This is a genomic window from Geoanaerobacter pelophilus (genome assembly GCF_018476885.1).
Taxonomy (GTDB): Bacteria; Desulfobacterota; Desulfuromonadia; order Geobacterales; family DSM-12255; genus Geoanaerobacter; species Geoanaerobacter pelophilus.
In genome coordinates this window covers 16135-36598 of record NZ_JAHCVJ010000014.1, presented here as the reverse complement: position 1 = coordinate 36598, position 20464 = coordinate 16135, and the positions used below count along the sequence as shown (strand labels likewise).

The 20464-nt window shown below is 45.5% G+C and carries 19 protein-coding genes; 12 read left to right on the top strand and 7 right to left on the bottom strand.

All coding sequences use genetic code 11. The annotated features are described in order from the left end of the window. Nucleotides 1–45: 45 nt before the first annotated feature. Together KI809_RS19940 and KI809_RS19935 are read right to left on the bottom strand one after the other, a co-directional pair. Nucleotides 46–444: a response regulator gene (locus tag KI809_RS19940; RefSeq protein ID WP_214173365.1), complete on the bottom strand. Its 399-nt coding sequence runs from the start codon at nt 442–444 to the stop codon at nt 46–48. After that, complete coding sequence (locus tag KI809_RS19935; RefSeq protein WP_214173364.1) at nt 441–4592, bottom strand: PAS domain S-box protein; 4152 nt, start codon at nt 4590–4592, stop codon at nt 441–443. The genes KI809_RS19940 and KI809_RS19935 overlap by 4 nt, the downstream gene beginning before the upstream one ends. 327 nt (nt 4593–4919) lie before the next feature. Between KI809_RS19935 and KI809_RS19930 the strand changes: the two genes are divergently transcribed. The 7 genes from KI809_RS19930 (at nt 4920) to KI809_RS19900 (ending at nt 10337) form a co-directional block, all read left to right on the top strand. Beyond that, nucleotides 4920–5399 carry a class II SORL domain-containing protein gene (locus KI809_RS19930; RefSeq protein ID WP_214173363.1) on the top strand — a complete coding sequence of 160 codons (480 nt, stop codon included), beginning with the start codon at nt 4920–4922 and terminating at the stop codon, nt 5397–5399. Between the two features lie 126 nt (nt 5400–5525). Next, nucleotides 5526–6944: a sigma-54-dependent transcriptional regulator gene (locus KI809_RS19925; protein ID WP_214173362.1), complete on the top strand. Its 1419-nt coding sequence runs from the start codon at nt 5526–5528 to the stop codon at nt 6942–6944. A 25-nt stretch (nt 6945–6969) separates the two neighbouring features. After that, nucleotides 6970–7581 (top strand): NAD(P)H:quinone oxidoreductase, encoded by a 612-nt coding sequence (wrbA, locus tag KI809_RS19920; RefSeq protein ID WP_214173361.1) that lies wholly within the window; start codon nt 6970–6972, stop codon nt 7579–7581. A 300-nt stretch (nt 7582–7881) separates the two neighbouring features. Further along, entirely contained in the window at nt 7882–9063 is a 1182-nt protein-coding gene (locus KI809_RS19915) for a sensor histidine kinase (protein WP_214173360.1), read from the top strand. After that, entirely contained in the window at nt 9041–9694 is a 654-nt protein-coding gene (locus tag KI809_RS19910; RefSeq protein WP_214173359.1) for a hypothetical protein, read from the top strand. Before KI809_RS19915 ends, KI809_RS19910 begins: the two co-directional genes overlap by 23 nt. Nucleotides 9695–9793: 99 nt before the next feature. Beyond that, nucleotides 9794–10012 (top strand): hypothetical protein, encoded by a 219-nt coding sequence (locus KI809_RS19905; RefSeq protein WP_214173358.1) that lies wholly within the window; start codon nt 9794–9796, stop codon nt 10010–10012. Nucleotide 10013: 1 nt separating this feature from the next. Next, nucleotides 10014–10337, top strand: coding sequence for a hypothetical protein (locus KI809_RS19900; RefSeq protein ID WP_246559535.1), 324 nt, complete (start codon nt 10014–10016; stop codon nt 10335–10337). 8 nt (nt 10338–10345) lie between these two features. On the opposite strand, the gene KI809_RS19895 is transcribed toward KI809_RS19900, so the two are convergent. Together KI809_RS19895 and KI809_RS19890 are read right to left on the bottom strand one after the other, a co-directional pair. Beyond that, nucleotides 10346–10534, bottom strand: a complete 189-nt coding sequence (locus KI809_RS19895; protein ID WP_214173357.1) for a hypothetical protein — start codon at nt 10532–10534, stop codon at nt 10346–10348. Between the two features lie 37 nt (nt 10535–10571). Next, the gene (locus tag KI809_RS19890) at nt 10572–11480 is read right to left on the bottom strand and encodes a pirin family protein (protein WP_214173356.1); all 909 of its coding nucleotides are present in this window, start codon (nt 11478–11480) and stop codon (nt 10572–10574) included. A gap of 400 nt (nt 11481–11880) precedes the next feature. On the opposite strand from KI809_RS19890, the gene KI809_RS19885 reads away from it, so the two are divergent. From KI809_RS19885 to KI809_RS19870, 4 genes are read left to right on the top strand one after another with little or no spacing between them, the layout of a single operon-like run. Beyond that, nucleotides 11881–12072, top strand: coding sequence for a ferredoxin (locus KI809_RS19885; RefSeq protein WP_214173355.1), 192 nt, complete (start codon nt 11881–11883; stop codon nt 12070–12072). A 2-nt stretch (nt 12073–12074) separates the two neighbouring features. Next, complete coding sequence (locus KI809_RS19880; RefSeq protein ID WP_214173354.1) at nt 12075–12494, top strand: QcrA and Rieske domain-containing protein; 420 nt, start codon at nt 12075–12077, stop codon at nt 12492–12494. Nucleotides 12495–12501: 7 nt separating this feature from the next. Further along, complete coding sequence (locus tag KI809_RS19875; RefSeq protein ID WP_214173353.1) at nt 12502–13605, top strand: cytochrome b; 1104 nt, start codon at nt 12502–12504, stop codon at nt 13603–13605. After that, nucleotides 13569–14399 carry a cytochrome c3 family protein gene (locus tag KI809_RS19870; RefSeq protein WP_246559534.1) on the top strand — a complete coding sequence of 277 codons (831 nt, stop codon included), beginning with the start codon at nt 13569–13571 and terminating at the stop codon, nt 14397–14399. Before KI809_RS19875 ends, KI809_RS19870 begins: the two co-directional genes overlap by 37 nt. A 290-nt stretch (nt 14400–14689) precedes the next feature. Here the strand turns inward: KI809_RS19870 and KI809_RS19865 are convergent, their stop codons facing one another. From KI809_RS19865 to KI809_RS19855, 3 genes are all read right to left on the bottom strand, one after another. Continuing rightward, nucleotides 14690–16795, bottom strand: a complete 2106-nt coding sequence (locus KI809_RS19865; protein ID WP_337833340.1) for a thioredoxin domain-containing protein — start codon at nt 16793–16795, stop codon at nt 14690–14692. 112 nt (nt 16796–16907) lie between these two features. Beyond that, nucleotides 16908–17198 carry a hypothetical protein gene (locus KI809_RS19860; RefSeq protein WP_214173351.1) on the bottom strand — a complete coding sequence of 97 codons (291 nt, stop codon included), beginning with the start codon at nt 17196–17198 and terminating at the stop codon, nt 16908–16910. 101 nt (nt 17199–17299) lie between these two features. After that, the gene (locus KI809_RS19855; RefSeq protein WP_214173350.1) at nt 17300–18106 is read right to left on the bottom strand and encodes a dienelactone hydrolase family protein; all 807 of its coding nucleotides are present in this window, start codon (nt 18104–18106) and stop codon (nt 17300–17302) included. Nucleotides 18107–18531: 425 nt separating this feature from the next. Between KI809_RS19855 and KI809_RS19850 the strand changes: the two genes are divergently transcribed. Beyond that, nucleotides 18532–20463, top strand: a complete 1932-nt coding sequence (locus KI809_RS19850) for an aconitate hydratase (protein WP_214173349.1) — start codon at nt 18532–18534, stop codon at nt 20461–20463. Nucleotide 20464: the final 1 nt, after the last annotated feature.

The window sequence follows — 20464 nt, the reverse complement described above, 5'->3', positions numbered from 1 at the left end:
GTTAGCTGTTCCGCAACTTTAATCTCAAAAACGATGATTATTTTACTATCTCTGTAAATTGCTCAGAGTCTTTATGTCGATGACCTTTTGAATCACATTAGACAATTCGACGAAATTGACTGGTTTGTGTAGATAACAGTCAAATTGAAGTTTAGATTTTATATCATAACCTGATCTGCTGTGCGCTGATACTCCTATTATAAATGCTTGCGGTTCGAGTTTTTTGATATTGTTAGCCAACTCGAAGCCATCCATTCCTTGCATCGATAGATCTGTAATGACAATTATAGGATTATTCTCTTTAAACAGCCGAAACCCAGACTCTCCATCCAGGGCAGAATAAATGTTTAGGTTTGAAAATTTAACCGATAACATTGATAACATAAGATTCAAAGCATCAGGGTTATCTTCAACACATAAAATACTTGGTCTATTTGTGTTCATTGGATAACTCTCACTACTTCGATGCGGAACTCTGCTCCCTTTGATCCATTACTGACAGTCAGCATACCGTTCATGTTTTTCTCGATAATAGTTTTTGCCATATATAGTCCGAGTCCAGTACCTTGTTGTACACCTTTTGTTGTAAAGTACGGATCAAATACTTTTTCAATTATGTCGTCTGATACTCCTCCACCATTGTCTGATATTTTAATTGTACATTTATCATCGTTACTATCAACGCTTATAGATATTTCTGGATCGATTGCCTTGCGCTCGATCAAGACATCTCTTGCGTTTATAAGTATATTTAATAGTACCTGTGAAAATTCGTTTGGGTACCCTTCGGTAACGGATTTTGAATCCATTCTACAGTGAATAGATATAAGATTGCTGGCAAAACTCTCTTTAACAAGTGAAATTGCTTTTTCAATTGCTTCAGTGATGCTGAAAACGACAGGTTCCTTATCAGGTCTGAAGAAATCACGAAAATCATCAATTGTACGCGACATGTGTTGAATGATCTCCATCCCTTTTTTCACGCTTTGATCGAGATATTTTGAATCAAAATGTCCAATTTCATGATACATCTGCATTTGTTGGATCAATAGCCCAAGGATGTTCAATGGTTGTCTCCATTGATGGGCAATATTGCCAATCATCTCACCCATGGCAGCCTGTCGGCTCTGCAGCACCATAAACTTTTCCTGTTCTCGTAATCTCTCGACTGCTTTGATTCGTTCTTCTGACTCAAGGTTAAACGCCTCCTCAGCCTTAATCCGTTCCATGACCTCTTGCTGGAGCACCTCAACCAGGCTGGCAAGATCCGCTGTTCTTTCTGCTACCCGGTTTTCCAGTTCATCGTGCGCTTTACGAAGTGCCTCCTCTACTCTTTTTCTGTCGCTTATATCTCGGGCCATATGAACAGTGCCGATCATCTCTCCTGACTGATCTAAAAGTGGGGTCGTGCTTATCAGAAAATCGCCCCCCAGCGTCTCCTCGTGGAGTTCAGCATGATGGGTTTTACCATCATCAAGAGAGAGTGTATGCGGGCAGAAAGATGGGGGGATACTTGAACCATGTATCGCTTCGTGACATTCAAGGCCGATACATTCTTTCGGATGCTTGTTGAGATGGGCAGCCATAGCTTTATTAAGACGTATAATTTTGTGGTGTTTGTCCAGAATTGAGATTAAATCCGGGACAGCATCAAATGTCCGCTCCCAGTCTCTCTTAGCCCGTTCCAAGGATTCTTCGATCCTCTTTCTTTCGATAGCAATTGCAACAAAATCTGATAGCGCCTTCATTACTGCAATATCATCACTATCGAAAAAAGATCTCGTTCGAGTACCAAAAGACAGTGTGCCGAGTACCTCTTCCCCACGCAGGAGAGGATGACATACATATGCCTTTATCCCGTAGGAATTTACCAGTTCAGTACGGATATCGGGCGTGTTTGGTATATCTTCGGCAATAATTCGGCATGCGTCTTGCGCCACACAACCGCATACCGCAACGCCATAATCCAGCCTTTCGATTTTATCCCTGTCGCTGTCAGGGATTCCGGCACAGGCATTTAGCCGTAGTTGCCTTGAGGAGGCATCACTAATAAAGTTAAAGAAAACGTGACAATCCAAGATCGACAATGCCCTTATACAGAGCGACTCTATGGCGTCTAATGGTGATTCAGCTATCAAGAGCAGCCCAGCAGTATCGGCAAGGAGATTCAGGCGTTCCTCGCTCCGCTTCAAGTGAGTAATATCAAGGAAAGTTCCTACAGCTCCTCTGGGTTTTCCCGAACCGTCTAACAAAGGAACTGCGTTGCAATGAAGAACTAGCTTTACTTCGTCACTACGACGTATTTCTAAAACATCACCTGCGACTTTTTCTCCTCTTACAGCCCTTTGCATTGGCAGATCAAGCAACTGCAACTGCTGCCCTTCCCTGTAAACCGTGTATGAGCATTTACCACTAGCATATGAAAGATCAGAGACTGCATTGATTCCTAGCTGTGCGGCAATTGCCGAATTCCCCTTTATACGCTGCCCTGATGAATCTTCTGCTATAGCCAGTCCGATTGGGACTGTTTCGAAAATTGTCTGAAGTTCGTCAACTCGTTGCTGCAGATTAATATTCAAACTTTTAATCTGTTCATCGGCACGCTTTCTTTCTGAAATATCGCGCATAATTACCTGAATTGCAGGGCGGCCATTGAATTCAACCGGAACCCCAACCGACTCAATTGGCAAGGTATTACCATCAATCCTCACAATACTGCTTTCATAGCTAGCCGTGGTCTCCCCTTGAAGAACCATTTCCATACGCTTGAATATCTGTTCCCGGTAAGCCGAGTTAATAAAATGAATCACTTCTTGATCTAATAGCTGTTCAGCTTTTTCCGCCCCGTGTAATTTTATCGCTGCAGGGTTTGCATATACAAAGCGTTTATCCTGAACAACGAAAACCGCATCCGGTGAATGAGTTACCAATGTTCGATAGCGATTTTCACTTGCCTGTAACTCGCTGGCCTGAGCTTCGAGCTTTTCATACATCTCAACCAAGGAGTCATGATTGTTTTGCAGTTTTTTACGTGACTCATTGAAGTGTTCAATCAGAACGGCGACTTCTTTGATTGAGCTTCCAGGCAGTGCTTCAACATGACAATTATTAATATCATTTGGCAGAGAGCTTGTGGATAATCGTATTCTTTCAAGTGAACGTGTTAATAGCCTGCTTAATAGATAGGAGATCGGAATGGTAAATATGGATAATGTTATAAGAATGAATAGTGAAAATATTGCTTTATCCCGTAGATCAATAAGTGCAGGTTCATATGAGTTTTCTACAATGACTTTCCATTTATTCACTGCGCTAATTTCTTCTTCAGCTATAAACAGAGATTTCGACCAGCGTTGCATCAGGTTCTTTCCAGGTTCCGGCGGTGGAGTCCAGAGCGCCACTCCAGTGGATATTTGACGATATGTACCAGCGACTGGGCGTTCATAGCGACTCATTATCGGCATATTTTTGCGGGTGGAGACCACCACCAATCCTGATTGATCAAGAATGGTGATATTCATCTTTCGCTTACCAATAATGTATTTGAGATGTTGACCCATAATATCCGCTTTCAGCACTCCAACACAAAAGCCTTTATATTCACCAGTTGCAACGATCGGTGAAATAAACGGCACAATCGGGATCTTTTTGCCAAGCTTACCGATCACGACCCCTGCAATATAGGGCGTTTTTTCTTTTCTTAGACTAGCGATATAAGGGCGATCAGCAAAGCTGACTCCAATAGTCGATTTCCCCAATTCATCCTTGAGTGGCATATAGGCAACAGTAGATGCTGTACTATTCATGACCCCCATCCTCCAGAAAGGGGGAGAGGCGTCCAGGGTAATCCCCAGGATTTCCTGCATCTCCTGGAAACTCCTCTTGTCAGGATTCCCTATCCTGCTTGCTAACGAGGTAATAACCTGTTGCCGCTCCTTTATCCATTCTGAAACAGATGAACGGGCAGTGTCAGCACCTCGTTTGGTCTGTTCGGCCAATCTGGTTTCTGACTCATCTAGCTCTGATCTGAGATTGTAGAAAGTAATCAGGAAGGCTGGCAGCAACACAAGAGAAACCATGATTGTGAAAACAATTTGTTGAAAGGAGGGGAGATTCCCAGTCACTTTTTCTCTAGAGGTCAGAATAAGATAAATAATTGACGCCAAAAGAGTGTTAAAGATGCCGTTCATCGACTGCTTCAGCATGATCAGATAAGTTGATTGGTGTAAGTCCCCGAGATAATGATGATAGAAAAGCCATACCAATGGTCCGCCAATGATCAGCCAGTAGATAAAATCATGAAGCAGAATATCGGCTTTTTTGCGGCGAGCGTTGAACAGGCCTACAATTGCTGCTTCAGCGGTAAAAATGACCATGGCATATGGATGTTTCCACAAAATATAGGTGCAGAAACTGGCAATCAGGCTTGCGATAACCCCTGACAATGTTCCGCAATAAAGCACAGCCGTCATTACAAAAAAAGAACCAAAGAGAAAGTCTATATTCAGGAAAAGTGAATACTTGAACCAATTCCCGGCAAAGCCTGCCATCCCCAGAATTAATCCTACAAGCAGCTGTTTTTTAAGTGACATACTATTCTCCGGCTGAGGCCTTGATGCAAACATGAAACATAATTTGCTTGTGCAATAAATCTTTCAGTCAGTTAATTATTGATAACTAGCTCAATATGTTCAATTGGGAGTTGCAATAAATGTTGCAGGTAAATTATTTTAACATTAATGATTATTCTGAATAATCAACTGATAAGCCGCTCAGCTAAACATCAGATCCTGATAAAACGTATTAACATCCTCAATTTACATGCCAATCTGAAGTTCAAGCCAACACTTTGCATAATCTTGGCAGACAATGTGCTGAAGCTCAGTAGTTAAAATTTATGTATCAAGGGAGGGAATTTTATGGATCGCCGCACATTTCTTTTGCAAGCAGTTACGGCGTCATTTGTCACAGGAGTTGCTTCGCAGGTCTCTGCCACGAGCTATTTCTTTCAGCCGGCGGTGGACCAACTGCTTTTTGACGGGATAAACCGTGTGAAGGATCACGCAAAAAAAACCGGGCTTGAAAAAAGTCACTCCCCTGCTATTTTGGCACCAATATCGGCAAAATCCGGTGAACCCTTTACCGTTGAGATCATGGTTGGGGAAAACTTGCACCCAATGGGGCCCAGTCATTGGATTGAATATATTGAGCTTTCCATTGGAAATGAACCGGCCGGGCGCCTGGAATTTCAATCACGTGGTTTTATGAAACCAAAAGCTGTCTTCACCATTGCCATACCGAAAGATGCGGCGCCGAGCGGGAAGATTACTCTTGTAGCAAGGCAGCGCTGCAACTTGCACGGTTTATGGGAAAGCAGTGCCGATATTTCCATCACCTGACATTGCCTTGGCCTCGGCTTAAGGCCGGTTGCAGCATATTTTATTATCCCTGGTCAGCTGAATGCAGAGACAATTTTTTTTGATAAGATTTAGATAAATTTTCGATAGTTAGCTGTGAGGAGATTAATGATTCCAGAAAATTTCCATGATTTGCCGGTGGTCCTCGTAGATGATGATCCTCAAGCCCTTGAATTACTTGAATCGTTCCTGAGAAGTGTTGGGATGAAGCATGTAATAACCTTCAATGATGGTCGAGACCTCCTCAGGCACATCGAAAACTTCTCAACTGCTGTGATTGTTCTTGACCTAATGATGCCTAAGATTTCAGGGATTACTCTGCTCGAAGAGATTTCAAGGAAAAACCTGGGAATCTCGGTAATTGTTGTTACGGCCGAACAACAGATTGAGACGGCAATTGAGTGCATGAAACTTGGAGCGGTAGACTATCTCACGAAGCCGGTTGTCATCAAAAGATTCCTATCCAGCGTCAATCGAGCCCTTGAGCTATATACACTTAATGAAGAAATCATCGCTTCCAGGAAAAAAGCTGATTCAGAACCATTCGTCGCAACTCCTCTTGTCCCATCGATTATTACACAGAATAAGGATTTGCTTGAGCTTATCAGGTACGTTGGGATTATTGCCGAATCGTTTCAACCGATCCTAATTTCAGGTGAAACTGGCGTAGGTAAAGAGCTGTTTGCTCAGGCCATTCATTCCCTTAGTAAAAGAAAAGGTGTGTTTGTTTCAGTAAATGTTGCCGGTCTTGACGACACTCTCTTTTCTGACACCCTTTTCGGCCACAGGAAGGGATCCTATACCGGTGCGATATCCGACCGGGACGGACTTATAAAGAAGGCAGCCAATGGCACCCTTTTTCTTGACGAAATTGGCGATCTGAATGAACTTTCTCAGATTAAACTCCTGCGGTTGCTGCAGGAAAATGAGTACTACCCTATCGGTTCAGACATCCCAGTGCAAAATCATGCGAGATTACTGGTAGCAACCAATCAGAATCTCAAGCAGCGAATGTTGGAGGGGAAATTCCGTAAGGACTTGTATTACCGTCTATGCTCACATCAGGTTAATATCCCACCACTACGAAACAGGCTTGACGATATTCCGTTGCTGCTAAATCACTACGTCGCAGAATATGCCCATTTACAGAACAAGCACAAACTTACCTACAGAAAAGAACTGGTTAATCTGCTCGCAACTTATGATTTCCCCGGAAATGTACGCGAACTGCAGGCAATGATTCTCGACGTCGTTACCAGGAGTTCTGACGGTAAAATACATGTCACGGCTTTCAAGGAATTAATTAGCAGGGAAAAAGGCTCGCACTTGGTTGACGCGGATCTGCCGGCCCCAGTCGATTTCAATCCTATTTCTTTTCCCCGCTTTCCGACAATGAAAGAAGCCGAGACGGAACTGATTCGGAAGGCACTGGAAATAAGCAATAATAATCAGGGCATAGCAGCTCAAATGTTGGGGATCACCCGCCAGGCGCTGAACAATCGCCTAAGAAGAAACAGAAAACCATAAAGCTTATCTTGAAAGGAGTTTCACCATGAAGGCTCTGATTCTTTACTATTCGATGTACGGGCATGTCCACGGTCTTGCTGAAGCAGTAGCGGAAGGCGTCAGAGAAGTTCCTGGATGTGAGGCTGTTCTCAAAAGAGTTCCCGAAACACTCTCTCCAGAAATTATTGAAATGATGGGAGCAACTGAAGTGCAGCGTAAGCTAAGCCATGTGCCGATCTGCACTGTTGATGAGCTCCCGGAATATGATGCCATCATTTTCGGGACGCCGACAAGATTCGGCAATATGTGCGGCCAGATGCGCCAGTTTCTCGATGCAACAGGGCAGCTTTGGTCCAAAGGCGCCTTAATCGGCAAACCCGGAGCAGTTTTCACCAGCTCTGCTACACAGCACGGCGGCCAGGAATCCACCATACTCAGTTTTCACATCACCCTTCTCCACCAAGGCATGGTAATTGTGGGACTCCCCTACTCTTTTGCCGGGCAAATGAGTAACAACGAAATAACTGGTGGTTCACCATATGGAGTCTCAACAATTGCTGGGACCAAGGGAGAACGAACACCGATTAACAACGAATTGGCTGCCGCACGCTTTCAGGGGAAACATTTGGCAACGATAGCGGCGAAACTTGCCAAGTAAGCTTGGCAATACTTTTAGCTCCAAAACCCGTCTGAGCCTACTCAGCCGGGTTTTGGCATTATATGAGACTTTGTTTCATGAAGGATTTGTTGCTTTGGAAAGATTTGGGTCAACCGGCTAACCAGCTGAATTTTGTTGTTTATTAATTGATAATGCGAATTATTGTTTACTATTAACAAAAAGATTTTTTCGCATCTTGTTGAATTTAGATTGTTTTTTGCGCTGATAGTTAGGCATGGATTCTGCTCATTTAAGCATTATGCTTCGACGAGTAATTAAATGTTCTGTTGGAGGCCTGAGGTGAATCAGTCTTCAGAAAAGCAAGTGCCTATTTCTCTCCTCTATGTTGAAGATGAAAAAGATGCGCGGACAATCCTTTTATCGATGTTGCAAACCAAATTCCCCTCATTGCAGCTGACTGTAGCAGAAAATGGCGCTGAAGGGCTTGAGGCGTATTCTCTATTTAACTCAGACATTCTGGTAACTGACATAAGCATGCCTCAAATGAATGGCCTGCAGATGGCCCGAAAAATAAAAGAAGTTAACCCGGAGGTCCAGATAATTGTACTCACTGGCCGTACCGACACCCAGTATCTACTAGACAGCATCGATATTGGCATAAACCACTATGTAGTTAAGCCGGTTGACAATGCACTTCTTTTTGCTGCAATCGAAAAATGCATAGATTCGATTTCCCTCAAACTAAAAGTAAAAGAACAACATAGCCATATTACTGATCTTAATGCTCGATTGACCGCTAGGACAGAAGAGCTGGAAATGCTGAATCGTGAGCTGGAGGCCTTTAATTACACTGTTTCACACGATTTACGCACGCCACTGTCGGTAATTAATGGTTATTGCCAAGTATTGACGGAGCTGTGCAGTTCCAACTTGGACTCGTCTTGTCGCTCATTTGTCAAAGAGATAACGAATGGTGTCTATCAGATGAACGACCTTATAACGACACTTCTTAATTTTTCTAAGGTCAATCGCTTTACACTCAGGAAAACAAACATTGACCTCAGTAAAATAGTTGCCGAAGTGTCCAATGATTTAAAAGTTTCTGACCAGGATGACCGTCAGGTTGATTTTCGTATCTCGCAAAACGTGACTGCCATCGGAGACAAAACCTTACTTAAATTGTTACTGCAGAATTTAATAGGCAACTCCTGGAAATATACCAGTAACAAGGAAATTGCTATAATCGAGTTTGGCCTGAGTAACATCAACAAAAAGCCGGTTTTCTATGTGCGTGATAACGGTATCGGCTTTGATTCTAAGCATTCTATTAAAATGTTCACGCCATTTCAGAGGCTAAACAACGGCGAAAGTTTTGAAGGGACTGGTATCGGTCTGGCAACCGTGCAGCGGATAGTTCATAGGCATGGTGGAGTCATTTGGGCTGAAGGTGAGGTTGAAAAAGGGGCCACCTTCTATTTTACTCTGGAGGAAGGTGTTTTTGCTGAAACTCCTACCATTTGATTTACCCCAAGTGCGCAAGGAAACCGCCATGAGAGACAACAGATGGTCAATAATAATTGTAACGGTATTGGTTCTACTGACGCCGATAATAAAAGCTACAGGAGCCGATCTAACACCTCTTGCTGACTGCTCTGCCAAAGTGTTCAATGAGATTAACCGCACAAAGTCTTGGTCGGGCAAACCTCCTGAGGGTTGTCCAGCAAAGGTAACGGTAAGCAAAACTGTGAACGGCGCTCAAGTTACCGCTTGGTTTACTGATGTCGACGGGGCCGAGTGGGTAATGACTGCATTAACGGTGTTGATGGGATATCGTGAACTTGCCGATGCAACCGCTTTGGTAAAAGGGAATAAGGAAATCTTGCTGCGTGTACAAAAACTTGGAGACTGCCTGGATTCGATTGTAAAGCGAAACGACCCGGCTGAGTGCCGCTACAAGTCGTCAAAAGAGTACTTCTCGGGCGACAAGATGGGGGTTGAAAGGCATTGGGAAATATGGCTGGATGACGATCGCAGAAAGAGCGTTATCAATTATATTATTGGTGATACGGAGCAGATCCCCTACCCTCCTGTAGATCTAGGCCCCGCAGAATCCCTACCCCCTGGTACTGATCTGCATCTTTTGATTCGATAACACCCTGCATTTTATTTGCCGAATGTTCGATAACCATCTAAATTCATGACAATTTACCATGAATATGCCAAAATATATGCAGGAAGGTAGGTGAGGACCATGAAATGTGTCTATAGTGACGGTCTCAAGGTCGAATACAAAGGTTCTCTTATGATAAAAGATAACAGGGATGTCAACGTGTACATCAAGGAAGGGTTGATACCGTTACACGTCAAAGGTGAACTTGATGTCGCACTCATTAATTTTAACTGTTCGGATATGAGAACAGCAGTAAAAATTGTGACTGACACCGTAGGCAAGAGAGCCTGCATCCATTAAAATGGCATTCGATTTATGCTATAATAAATTCAAAGAGAACAGCGATTACTGGATGCTATGGTATGTTATCGCTTCGCTTCCCTTTGAGTTTGAGATTGAGGGGGTGGGATTAATGACGAGATTCTATGATGTGAAAAACGATTATGAGCTTGCAGCTGTTGAAGATATCCTGGAGGCAGGCGGTGTCGAGTATTCAGTGCAATCAAGTAAAGAGGAAAGCGAGATTAAGGAAGTTTTGGTTGCTGAAGAAGATCTCTCATACGTAGAGGAGTTGCTCTATTTATCTAAACGACGGCTGTTCTGCTCGCTTGCTGAAAACCATTGAAGGGCCGCTTAAGGCTCAATGACTTTTTTCAGGAAGAACCGGTTCAGGAACTCGGCGTCTCGAGGTGAAAGATCGAACTTGAAGATCGCCTCCTGAACGAGAACCTGAAGCGGTTGTTTATATCCCTCCTGAAGGTTTGTTGACACCCATTTTACGGCACGTCTGATATCATCGCCATCCGGCAGCAGTTCATTCATGATTCATTGTCCTTCCTAGTCATACCGATTGATGAAACTACTTTTTCTTGATAAAAGTTCCTTTCTCGTACTCTTCAAAGGCAATCCGCAGCTCTTCCTGACTGTTCATGACAATCGGGCCGTACCAGGCAACCGGCTCGCCCAATGGCTTGCCTGAGATGAACAGGAAGCGCACCCCCTTTTCTCCGGCCGTTATGCAGACCTCCTCACCTTCCCGCTCATAAAGAACAACTGTTTCCGGACCACAAATGCAGCGCCTGGCAACATCCATCCAACCCGCTCCGGCCATTTCAATGGCAAAGGGGTCGCGTCTTTCATCGAAATAGCCTTCACCGGCAAGCAAGTAAGCAATCGCCGTATGACCTGTTTTCACCTGATGCCGATAGACTGTCCCCGGAGGGACGGAAACGTCCAACATCTCCGGGTCAATGACAATATCCTGCACCGGACCTTGAGTGCCGTTTATCCGGCCACTGACAACCTTGATTTTCACACCGGAATCCAGCACCACTTCAGGAATGTCGGCGGCTTTTACGTCACGATAGCGCGGGGCCATCATCTTCTGAGCTGCAGGCAGGTTGGCCCAGAACTGGAATCCCCACATGATACCGGTCGGGCTCTTCTGTGGCATCTCCTGATGGATGATGCCGCTACCGGCAGTCATCCACTGCACATCACCACTGCCGATTACCCCTTTGTTTCCCATGCTGTCGCCATGTTCGACCAACCCCTCTAGAACATAGGTTATGGTCTCGATCCCCCGATGCGGATGCCAGGGAAAACCGGCCAGGTACTCAGCCGGATTGGCAGTGTGGAAATCATCCAGCATCAGGAACGGGTCAAACAATGGCACCTGAGAATAACCAAATGCCCGCTTGAGATGCACGCCGGCCCCTTCGATTGTGGGACGGCTTTTAAAGATCTTGTCGATAAGACGGGTTGCCATGCGTTATTCTCCCTTTGATCGTAGATACCTATTAAAGAGCAGAAGCTATGCCAAGGAAACGTTCGATTAACTTTCATGATGTTAACATGTTATATTTTACCGCAAAAACACAAGGTGCAATGTTTATTGCATCTTCTACAGATATTGCACGGTTGTAACTCGAACACTCTCCACGATTTTCCTTTCAGTCTGGAAATAACTGGCAGCTTACAGTTGCATTTGATTATGCCATAAAAACAATACACTCAATTAACCATATGAAATTATAGCAGCTTTTGCCCTTTCCTTCTACTGGCATGTTTGCTGCTATTATGAGGTAGATCCATACGCCAAGGCAAGATGTGAGTCTCTAATTGATTACTGCTCCATCTCGTATAAACTATCTGACATGGAGGGGATAATGGCAAGAGCGATAGTCGTTGATCAGGATAGCTGTATCAGTTGCGGTTTGTGTGTGGACAATCTGCCTGAAGTATTCAGGTTCGACGACAATGGCAAAGCCGTCAGTTTTGACTCGTCTGGCGCTCCGGAAGAGATGATACAGACTGAGGCGGTTGATGTGTGTCCTGTTGCCTGTATCCACTGGGAATGATAATGGAAAACCGCGACCGAAGAAAATTTCTGGGGGTATGTCTGGGAGGAATTGCTAGTGCATCAATTGCGGCAGTAGCATATCCCCTCTTTCGCTATCTATCACCGATCCCCGAACAGGAGAATTCCGGCAAAGTAACGTTTCAGGAAAGTGATATCCCTGAAGGTGAAGCTAAATTTTTCCAGTATGCCGGTTCGGCTGCAGTGCTAATCAAAAACAAAGAGCAAGGCGTGATTGCCCTCTCCGCTGTCTGCACCCACCTGGGGTGTATTGTCCAATGGCAAAAAGAGCGTGGTGAGTTTCTTTGCCCATGTCATGCCGGTCGATATACAGCGCAAGGACTGGTCATCTCAGGGCCGCCGCCGAAACCGCTTCAGCCGCTCCATGTCAGCATCGCAAACGGCACCATTACCATAGGGTGATAACTACATGTCCCTTTACAAAAATATTGACAACTGGCTCGATGTCCGGCTCGGAACTCATAGCCTTATCGAAAAAGAGCTGACCGGTTATCTCCTCCCCAGGAACATCAATGCCTGGTACTCGCTGGGAAGCGTTCTCCTCTTTATTTTTTCACTACAGATAGTTACCGGCATTCTCTTGTTAATCTACTATGTGCCGGATGCAGACAAGGCGTTTGCAAGCGTCACCATGATCATGAACAGGGTCCCGTTTGGTTGGCTGGTACGGATGTGCCATGTCGTAGGTTCCAACATGATGGTGCTCATCCTGCTGTTCCACATGCTGTCGGTCTTGTTTATGGGCAGTTATAAGAGTCCGCGCGAGCTTAACTGGCTATCAGGCTTTATCCTGTTCAATCTCGTGATGGCGATTTCTCTCACCGGCTATCTCCTCCCCTGGAGTCAGCTCTCTTATTGGGCGACCACCGTTGCCACCAATAGTGTCGGCGCAATCCCTTTCATTGGGAGCTACCTGGTTGAGTTCCTCCGTGGCGGCAAGCTGGTCGGCCCTCCCACTCTCGGGCGCTTCTTTGCGCTGCATGTAGCGGTTATCCCCATTACGATTGCTGCTTTTGTCGGTATTCATCTCGTTTTATTGCAAAGGATTGGGGTATCCACTCCGCCTTTTGGGTTAAAGGAAACCAAAAGTAATTGGCGTGGCGATACATTTCGCTATGAAGAACACCCCGGTGGTATTCCGTTCTTCCCCAACTACCTGTTGCAGGATATGACGTCGATAATGCTTTATCTGGCGCTGTTTTTTGCAGTGTTATTCTTCGATCCATACCTCTTTTTGCCTAAAGATGCTTTTATCCCGGCCGACCCTTTCCTTACCCCAGCCCATATAAAGCCGGAATGGTATTTCCTCCCTAATTACCAGACGCTCAAACTTTTCCCCAGCGAGTTCCTGGGACTTGCTGTCCAGGGCGCAGCTATGACATTCCTGGCACTTCTGCCGTTCATCGATCGTGGCACAGAAAAACACCCGCTTAAAAGACCGTTATTCATGGCCTGCAGCATTGGGGGGATTCTGTTATGGATCGGACTTGCCATATGGGGGCACTTTTCGTGATCTCTTCATTGCGGACTATCTTTATCCTGACTGGTCTTCTATTTACCATGACAACTCAGGCATCAGCAGCAGTCAAATCTGAAATTGTCTGTGTGCAATGCCATGGGTCGCAGACCGGAAGATTTGCCAAACCGGTTGAACTGTGGCGGGGCAGTATCCATGCGGAAAACGGCATTAATTGCAACCATTGCCATGGTGGCGATCCAGGAGACGCAGAGAATGCCATGAGCCCGGCCCGGGGCTTTCTGGGGACGCCGGTGGAGACTGGGATCCCTGGTTTCTGTGGTCGCTGCCATGTTGGAGTGTTGAAAGACTACCTTGGCAGTAAGCATGGCAAGAATCTCGGCAAGGGGGGACCGACCTGCATTACCTGTCACGGCAGCCATCAGGTAAAAAAGACAACCATCGAACTGATCAACGAAAAGAATTGTTCTCGCTGCCATAGCTATGAAAAACCGAGCCAAATCAAGAGGGCGATGACCGCTACTGAAGCTAAAATAGTCTATATCGATAGCCGGTTAAGCGACTTCAAAGGTAAAGGAATAGATACTTCTGCAATGGAGAAATCACTGTTTGCCGTCCGAAACAGGTTTCACACGCTGTTCCATGAACTTAATGTCGCCAGGATTAATCTGCAGACAGCAGAGATAGATAAAGAGCTTGAACAACAACTGCAATCTATTAAGAGACTTGATGAAACCGAGCAAAAGAGAAAACTGGTCGGAGTGATGGCTATTGCTTCGGCTCTGCTTGCGGCACTGGTTCTGAGGCTCTACGTGAAGAGCATGGATTAATACTTCTAACCTGCGACCTTTTATCAGTCGCCACCGACACATTCGATTTTCAATATGCATTTTTGCGGTGAAAATATTAGAATAATAAACAGGAGGAGAATGGTAGTTACCACAAAGGGGGTGTGAATTTTATGACCAGTAAAAACCCGAAAATATGCAGTTTACCTGATTCACGGGTGAAAACTCTGCTTGCAAGTAACCCTGAGTTTGTGTGCGAACGGTGCGGATCCAAGGCTCACAGCAAAAATACGTTATGCGCACCGGTACCTCTTGAATCAGATCACTTATAGTTACAAAGCTTCATCTAGGTAAGATACAAGCGCCTGAGCTCCCACCAGTGGTGGTTGGCAGGCGTTTTTTGCACATACATAGCTGGTGGGCTTGTTATCAACGACAGGGAATTCCCCTTCGACTTCACATCCGCCATATCTCAAAGCAAGGTTAGGAATGTACCTTCCATTCAAAGCGTAGATAATTTGGGACAAATCTTCCTCTGCTCCGGAAATAGTTACTGTAAATTCAGGCGACACAGAGAAGGCAAAGGCGGAAAAGAAATTGATCGAATTAACAGGCTGTCGTGCCACAGTCCCCATGAATGAGTGCAGAATGGCTTCACCTCTCTGTTGATATGATAAATCTCCAGTGATCCTGGCGAGTCTTAACAGGTCGAATACCGCCATGCTGTTGCCAGAGGGAATCACCCCGTCATGAGCACTTATGTGGCGCACCAATAGTTTTTCTGCATCGATTCCGGTTTCGTATAAAGCCCCGCCAGCTTCCTGGCCGAACAGACGTTGCATTTCATCAGCAAAGAAACAGGCTTGTTCCAGATAATTTGTTTCCAACGTAACCTGATGCAGTTCTATCAGTGCCCCTATGAAAGCGGCATAATCTTCTAGATACCCTGGCCCAGAGGCTTTGCCCAAATGATAACTGCGCATCAATCGTAAAGATGGATCAACTAATGAGGAAAAGATAAAATCAACTGCAGTCTTGGCAGCAGTCAAGTATTTCTTGTTGCTGCTAATGGCATATCCTTTTGCCAGAGTGGTAATCATCAGGCTGTTCCATGCAGTGACGATCTTTTCATCACGAAACGGCCTAACACGTTCCCGGCGATTTTTAAGCAACACACTGCGCCATCGCTCAAAACCAATATAAAAGCTTTCTGGCAACATATTGTCGTCAGCAGAAAACTGCTTAGGTGAAAATTGCAGATGAAGGATGTTTTTACCTTCAAAATTACCCTGCGCAGTTACATCAAACAGTTGGCAAAACAGCGCGGCCTCCTTTTCCCCGAGCGCCTTTTCTATTTCCGAGTGCGTCCAAAGGTAATATGTACCCTCTTCGCCCTCGGTATCTGCATCAAGTCCTGCAATAAAGCCCCCTTCACAAGAGGCCATCTCGTCGAACACAAACGACAAGATCTCTTCTGCTACCTTCAGATAAAAGGGATTAGACGTAACTTGAAACGTCTCCAGATAGGTACTGCCAATCAGAGCTTGATCATAAAGCATCTTTTCAAAGTGTGGCACCCGCCATTCACTGTCCACAGAATAACGGTGGAAACCGAATCCGAGCTGATCATAAATTCCACCGTAGCGCATGTTACGCAGGGTTTGTTCAATCACTGCTAGAGATCTGCCACTATCATTCCTCTTTCTATAGCGGATAAGGAAATCGAGAAAAAGTGGCATCGGAAATTTTGGCGCAGTGCCGAACCCGCCTGACCTGTCATCATAAATATTTAAAAGTTGCTGATTAACCTTTTCCAGCATAGAAATTTCTGGAAGAAGCCCTGCTTCGGGAGCAAAGAAGTTTTCAAGAACTGATAGAGTCGATGCCGCGTTGTTTTTCAGTTTTTCCCGATCAACCCGCCAAAGCCGATCAAAGTACTCCAGCACCTGAATGATACCAGGCATGCCCATTTTCTGCTGCCGCGGAATATAGGTAGTTGCATAAAAAGGGCTCTTCTCGGGGGTCATGAAAATATTGAGTGGCCAGCCCCCGCTTCCGGTCATTATCTGAGCGACTGTCATGTACTGCTCATCGATATCAGGTCGCTCTTCACGGTCAACTTTAATACAGACGAACAAGCTATTCAAAACTGCTGCAACCTCGGGATCTTCGAAAGATTCATGGGCCATGACATGACACCAATGACAGGTCGAATAGCCGATTGAAAGGAAAACTGGTTTGTCTTCTGATAGCGCTTTTATAAAGGCCTCTTCTCCCCAAGGGTACCAATCTACTGGATTCTCGGCATGCTGCAACAGATATGGGCTCGCCGAGAAAATCAGTCTATTGAAGTCTGGGCCGCCGTCGAGGGGTAAATTCCCTTTCGGCATGCTGATTAGGTTCCTGATTCGTATGTTTTCGTCCACGCTCTTTTTCACGGGTATTACTCCTCTCAGAGCTAAATATGTGAACCAGATCATTTACTGATACAAAAAGAGACAGAATCCAAACGATTGCTGTCTCTTTTCGCTGGTATTTAGCTAGTAGCTGTCAGCCACCATACTCCATGAACTCAAGTTCCCTTTCTGTATCGCGAAGTTTACCCTTGAGGTTCTCCAGTTCATCCTTCGTATATACATCGGTCCCTTTTATGATTTCTTTGTTCAGCTTCTCAATCCGCTGCTGAATTGAGTCTACGTTATCTGTGCAGTTTTTAGAAACTAACAGACACTCATCCCTCTTAATTTCATCTTTGTAAGTTGCGTCCGCAGCTAACACCTGACCTGATGTTAAAAGAATAGATGTAGCCACAATCCCTATTATTGTAAGTAACCGTCTCATGGCTCTCCTCCGAAATTTCAGTGTACACCTTTGTATTTAATATAGCTGGGTTATGTTTTTTTTGCAAATGAAAATCACATTCATTTACATGTCGCTTACTGTTATATTTTTAAATTAAAAGTATCCTTGAGAAATTTAACGGTCTGCCCCCAGGAATCCTTATCAGCGTTTTTATTGTACGCCAGTGGCAGATTAAATCGTTTTGCATAATCATCTGCCGCCGGATTGGTGAAGCTGTGCATTACTCCCGGATAGCCCACATACCGATAGTTTGCTCCAGCCAAATCCATTTCATTTTTAAAAGCAGTAACCTGCTCAGCGGTGATCATTTTATCAGCCTCACCATTGAATACTAGCACACGTGCCTTGACAGCCCCTGGCGCAGCAGGTGAGTCAGTAGCCAGACTCCCATGGAAACTGACAATACCTTTCAAATCAGCGCCTTGCCTTGCCATATGTAGCACTACCCCTCCTCCAAAACAGTAGCCAATGGCCGCAATCTTGGTCGGATCAACAGATTTCTGTTGTTTTACGAATTCAACCGCGGCATTAAACCGAGATTCTGACAATTCCTTATTCTTCATAAGTTCACCGGCAAATTTCGCCGCATCATCCGGGTGCTGTGCTGTTTTGCCGTTACCGAACATATCAACTGCCAAAGCAGTATATCCTAACTTCGCCAACATTTTAGCCCGATTACGCGCATAGTCATTATGCCCCCACCACTCATGGACCACCAATACCGCAGGCCTTTTCCCTTTGATTGCAGTGTTTTCGACAAGGTAACCTTTCAGCATTGTTCCGTCTGAGGTATACTCCACTTCCTTGCCGCGTATCTCTCCCCAGGCAGCGGTAGAAACAGTTGACAATAACAGACTCCCAATCACTATGCTCAAGCGAATTGACATATACAATCTCCTCTTTAATTAAATTCAGCGAAGATGCTTTTTATAAACCTCGCACAAATTGTGCCGTTGATAAAATTGACAAAAAATCAACAATTCCTGGTTGATATGAAACATAGATAAAGTTACGGATGAAATCATTATTGCTCTCATAATGCTTCAGAAAGAGCCAACCGTCTTACTTTGAAACGCAATTGCATTATGCAACAATTATTTCAGGCAATACAAATCTTGCCCGTTACCGGATCACGCCGACGTCATCAAACATATTAGATTTACAGAATTGATAAATACACCAGGGTGGCACTATTGATTTTGAGGCTCAACATAAACTCCTGAAAACAGATCCAGACAAACAAGGCATAAATGCTGCTAAACATTCTTTATCTGATAAAATATATAGATCATATTTTTGATAAGGAGCAATTATGGGCAAGAACCTCACCACAAAAATTCTCGAGTCTCATCTGGCCTCAGGTGAAATGATTCCCAAATCAGAGATCTCGCTAAAAATTGATCATTCTCTTCTTCAGGACGCCACAGGAACCATGGCGATGCTCGAATTCATCGCCATGGGAGTAGACAGGGTCAAGGTGGAACTGGCTGCCCAATATATTGATCATAATCTTCTGCAGACGGACAACAGAAATGCCGACGATCATATATTCCTGATGACTGCCGCTCAAAAATTCGGGATTTACCTCTCAAAAGCTGGAAATGGAGTGTCGCACCAGGTTCATCTCGAACGGTTCGGGGTCCCCGGCAAAATCTTGCTGGGAGCTGATTCGCACTCACCGACTGCTGCCGGCTTGTCGATGATTGCAATTGGCGCCGGCGGGCTGGACGTTGCCTTGTCAATGGCAGGGAAGCCGTTCCACCTCCCCTGTCCGGCAGTTATGGGTGTTAAGCTGTCTGGAACATTGCCGCCATGGGTATCTGGAAAGGATGTTATTCTTGAGATGTTGCGCAGGCACACAGTTAAAGGTGGCGTCGGCAAAATCATCGAATACTATGGACCGGGCGTGGCCACCTTGTCAGCGACTGACCGGGCAACCATCGGCAACATGGGGGCAGAACTTGGGGCTACTTCCAGCATTTTCCCGTCAGATACGCGGACCAGGGAATTTCTCATCTCCCAGGGACGAGGTGACAGCTGGATTGAGCTATCAGCCGACCCCGACGCCACCTATGACGAGTACGACGAAATCGATCTCTCCGGGCTGGAGCCATTGATTGCCTGCCCGTCATCCCCGGATAACGTCGTTCCTGTCAGGGAAGTGGCAGGCACTAAGGTTGACCAGGTGCTTGTCGGCAGCTCGGTAAACTCGTCGTTCAGGGACCTCATGACGGTCTGTAGAATTCTTGATGGAAGAAGAATCGCTTCTCACCTGTCGTTCAACGTCAACCCGGGTAGCCGTCAAGTACTGGAAAACGTAGCTGCGCAGGGGGGCGTCATGATGCTTCTCATGGCTGGTGCCCAGATACATCAACCCGGTTGCCTTGGCTGCATAGGCATGGGGCAGGCACCCGGCACCGGGCAGGTCAGCCTCAGAACCTTTCCCCGAAACTTCCCCGGTCGTAGTGGCACCAAAAATGACTTAGTCTATCTCTGCTCACCGGAAACGGCCGCTGCTGCCGGTATTTTCGGGGAGATCACCGACCCTCGCAAGCTTGGGGACTTAATGGCATGGCCAAATGTCCAGAATCCGGAAAAGTATATTGTTGATGATTCAAGCATCATATTCCCGGCAGTTGATTCGTCCAAGGTCGAGATTATTACCGGCCCGAATATCGTTCCGTTCCCTGATTTCGAAGCGCTGCCGGATAACCTTGCAGCAGAAATTATCATCAAGCTTGGCGATAATATCTCAACCGACACGATCATGCCTGCTGGCAACAAAGTTCTCCCGTATCGCAGTAATATTCCGGCCATCAGCCAGTTCGTGTTTGAGCAGATCGATCCGGAATTCCATAAACGTGCGCAGGATAAAGGCTGCGGAGTGATTGTTGCCGGTGATAATTACGGGCAAGGCTCTTCGCGGGAACATGCCGCTCTTGCTCCCAGATATCTCGGGATCAGGGTAAAAATTGCCAAGAGTTTCGCACGAATACATAAAGCTAATCTGGTTAATTTTGGGATTGTGCCCTTGGTTTTCAAGAACCCTTCGGATTATGACGCCATTCAGCAGGGTGAGATTCTTACCTTCAGCAATATTCGCAGCTTGATTGCCAATGGTGAACGTGAAATCGGGGTTGAGTCACAAAGGGGCACCATTACAACCATCCTTGATGTCTCTGAAAAAGAGCGGAAAGAACTATTGGCTGGGGGGACACTGAACTATGTAAAGCAGGCGAAGTAGC

Coding starts and splice junctions, on each gene's coding strand:
- KI809_RS19885 (WP_214173355.1), top strand. CDS start 11,881: ATGGCAAGAGCGATAGTCGTTGATCAGGATAGCTGTATCAGTTGCGGT.
- KI809_RS19935 (WP_214173364.1), bottom strand. CDS start 4,592: ATGTCACTTAAAAAACAGCTGCTTGTAGGATTAATTCTGGGGATGGCA.
- KI809_RS19905 (WP_214173358.1), top strand. CDS start 9,794: ATGAAATGTGTCTATAGTGACGGTCTCAAGGTCGAATACAAAGGTTCT.
- KI809_RS19890 (WP_214173356.1), bottom strand. CDS start 11,480: ATGGCAACCCGTCTTATCGACAAGATCTTTAAAAGCCGTCCCACAATC.
- KI809_RS19930 (WP_214173363.1), top strand. CDS start 4,920: ATGGATCGCCGCACATTTCTTTTGCAAGCAGTTACGGCGTCATTTGTC.
- KI809_RS19895 (WP_214173357.1), bottom strand. CDS start 10,534: ATGAATGAACTGCTGCCGGATGGCGATGATATCAGACGTGCCGTAAAA.
- KI809_RS19850 (WP_214173349.1), top strand. CDS start 18,532: ATGGGCAAGAACCTCACCACAAAAATTCTCGAGTCTCATCTGGCCTCA.
- wrbA (WP_214173361.1), top strand. CDS start 6,970: ATGAAGGCTCTGATTCTTTACTATTCGATGTACGGGCATGTCCACGGT.
- KI809_RS19870 (WP_246559534.1), top strand. CDS start 13,569: ATGGATCGGACTTGCCATATGGGGGCACTTTTCGTGATCTCTTCATTG.
- KI809_RS19860 (WP_214173351.1), bottom strand. CDS start 17,198: ATGAGACGGTTACTTACAATAATAGGGATTGTGGCTACATCTATTCTT.
- KI809_RS19900 (WP_246559535.1), top strand. CDS start 10,014: ATGGCATTCGATTTATGCTATAATAAATTCAAAGAGAACAGCGATTAC.
- KI809_RS19875 (WP_214173353.1), top strand. CDS start 12,502: ATGTCCCTTTACAAAAATATTGACAACTGGCTCGATGTCCGGCTCGGA.
- KI809_RS19940 (WP_214173365.1), bottom strand. CDS start 444: ATGAACACAAATAGACCAAGTATTTTATGTGTTGAAGATAACCCTGAT.
- KI809_RS19880 (WP_214173354.1), top strand. CDS start 12,075: ATGGAAAACCGCGACCGAAGAAAATTTCTGGGGGTATGTCTGGGAGGA.
- KI809_RS19855 (WP_214173350.1), bottom strand. CDS start 18,106: ATGTCAATTCGCTTGAGCATAGTGATTGGGAGTCTGTTATTGTCAACT.
- KI809_RS19925 (WP_214173362.1), top strand. CDS start 5,526: ATGATTCCAGAAAATTTCCATGATTTGCCGGTGGTCCTCGTAGATGAT.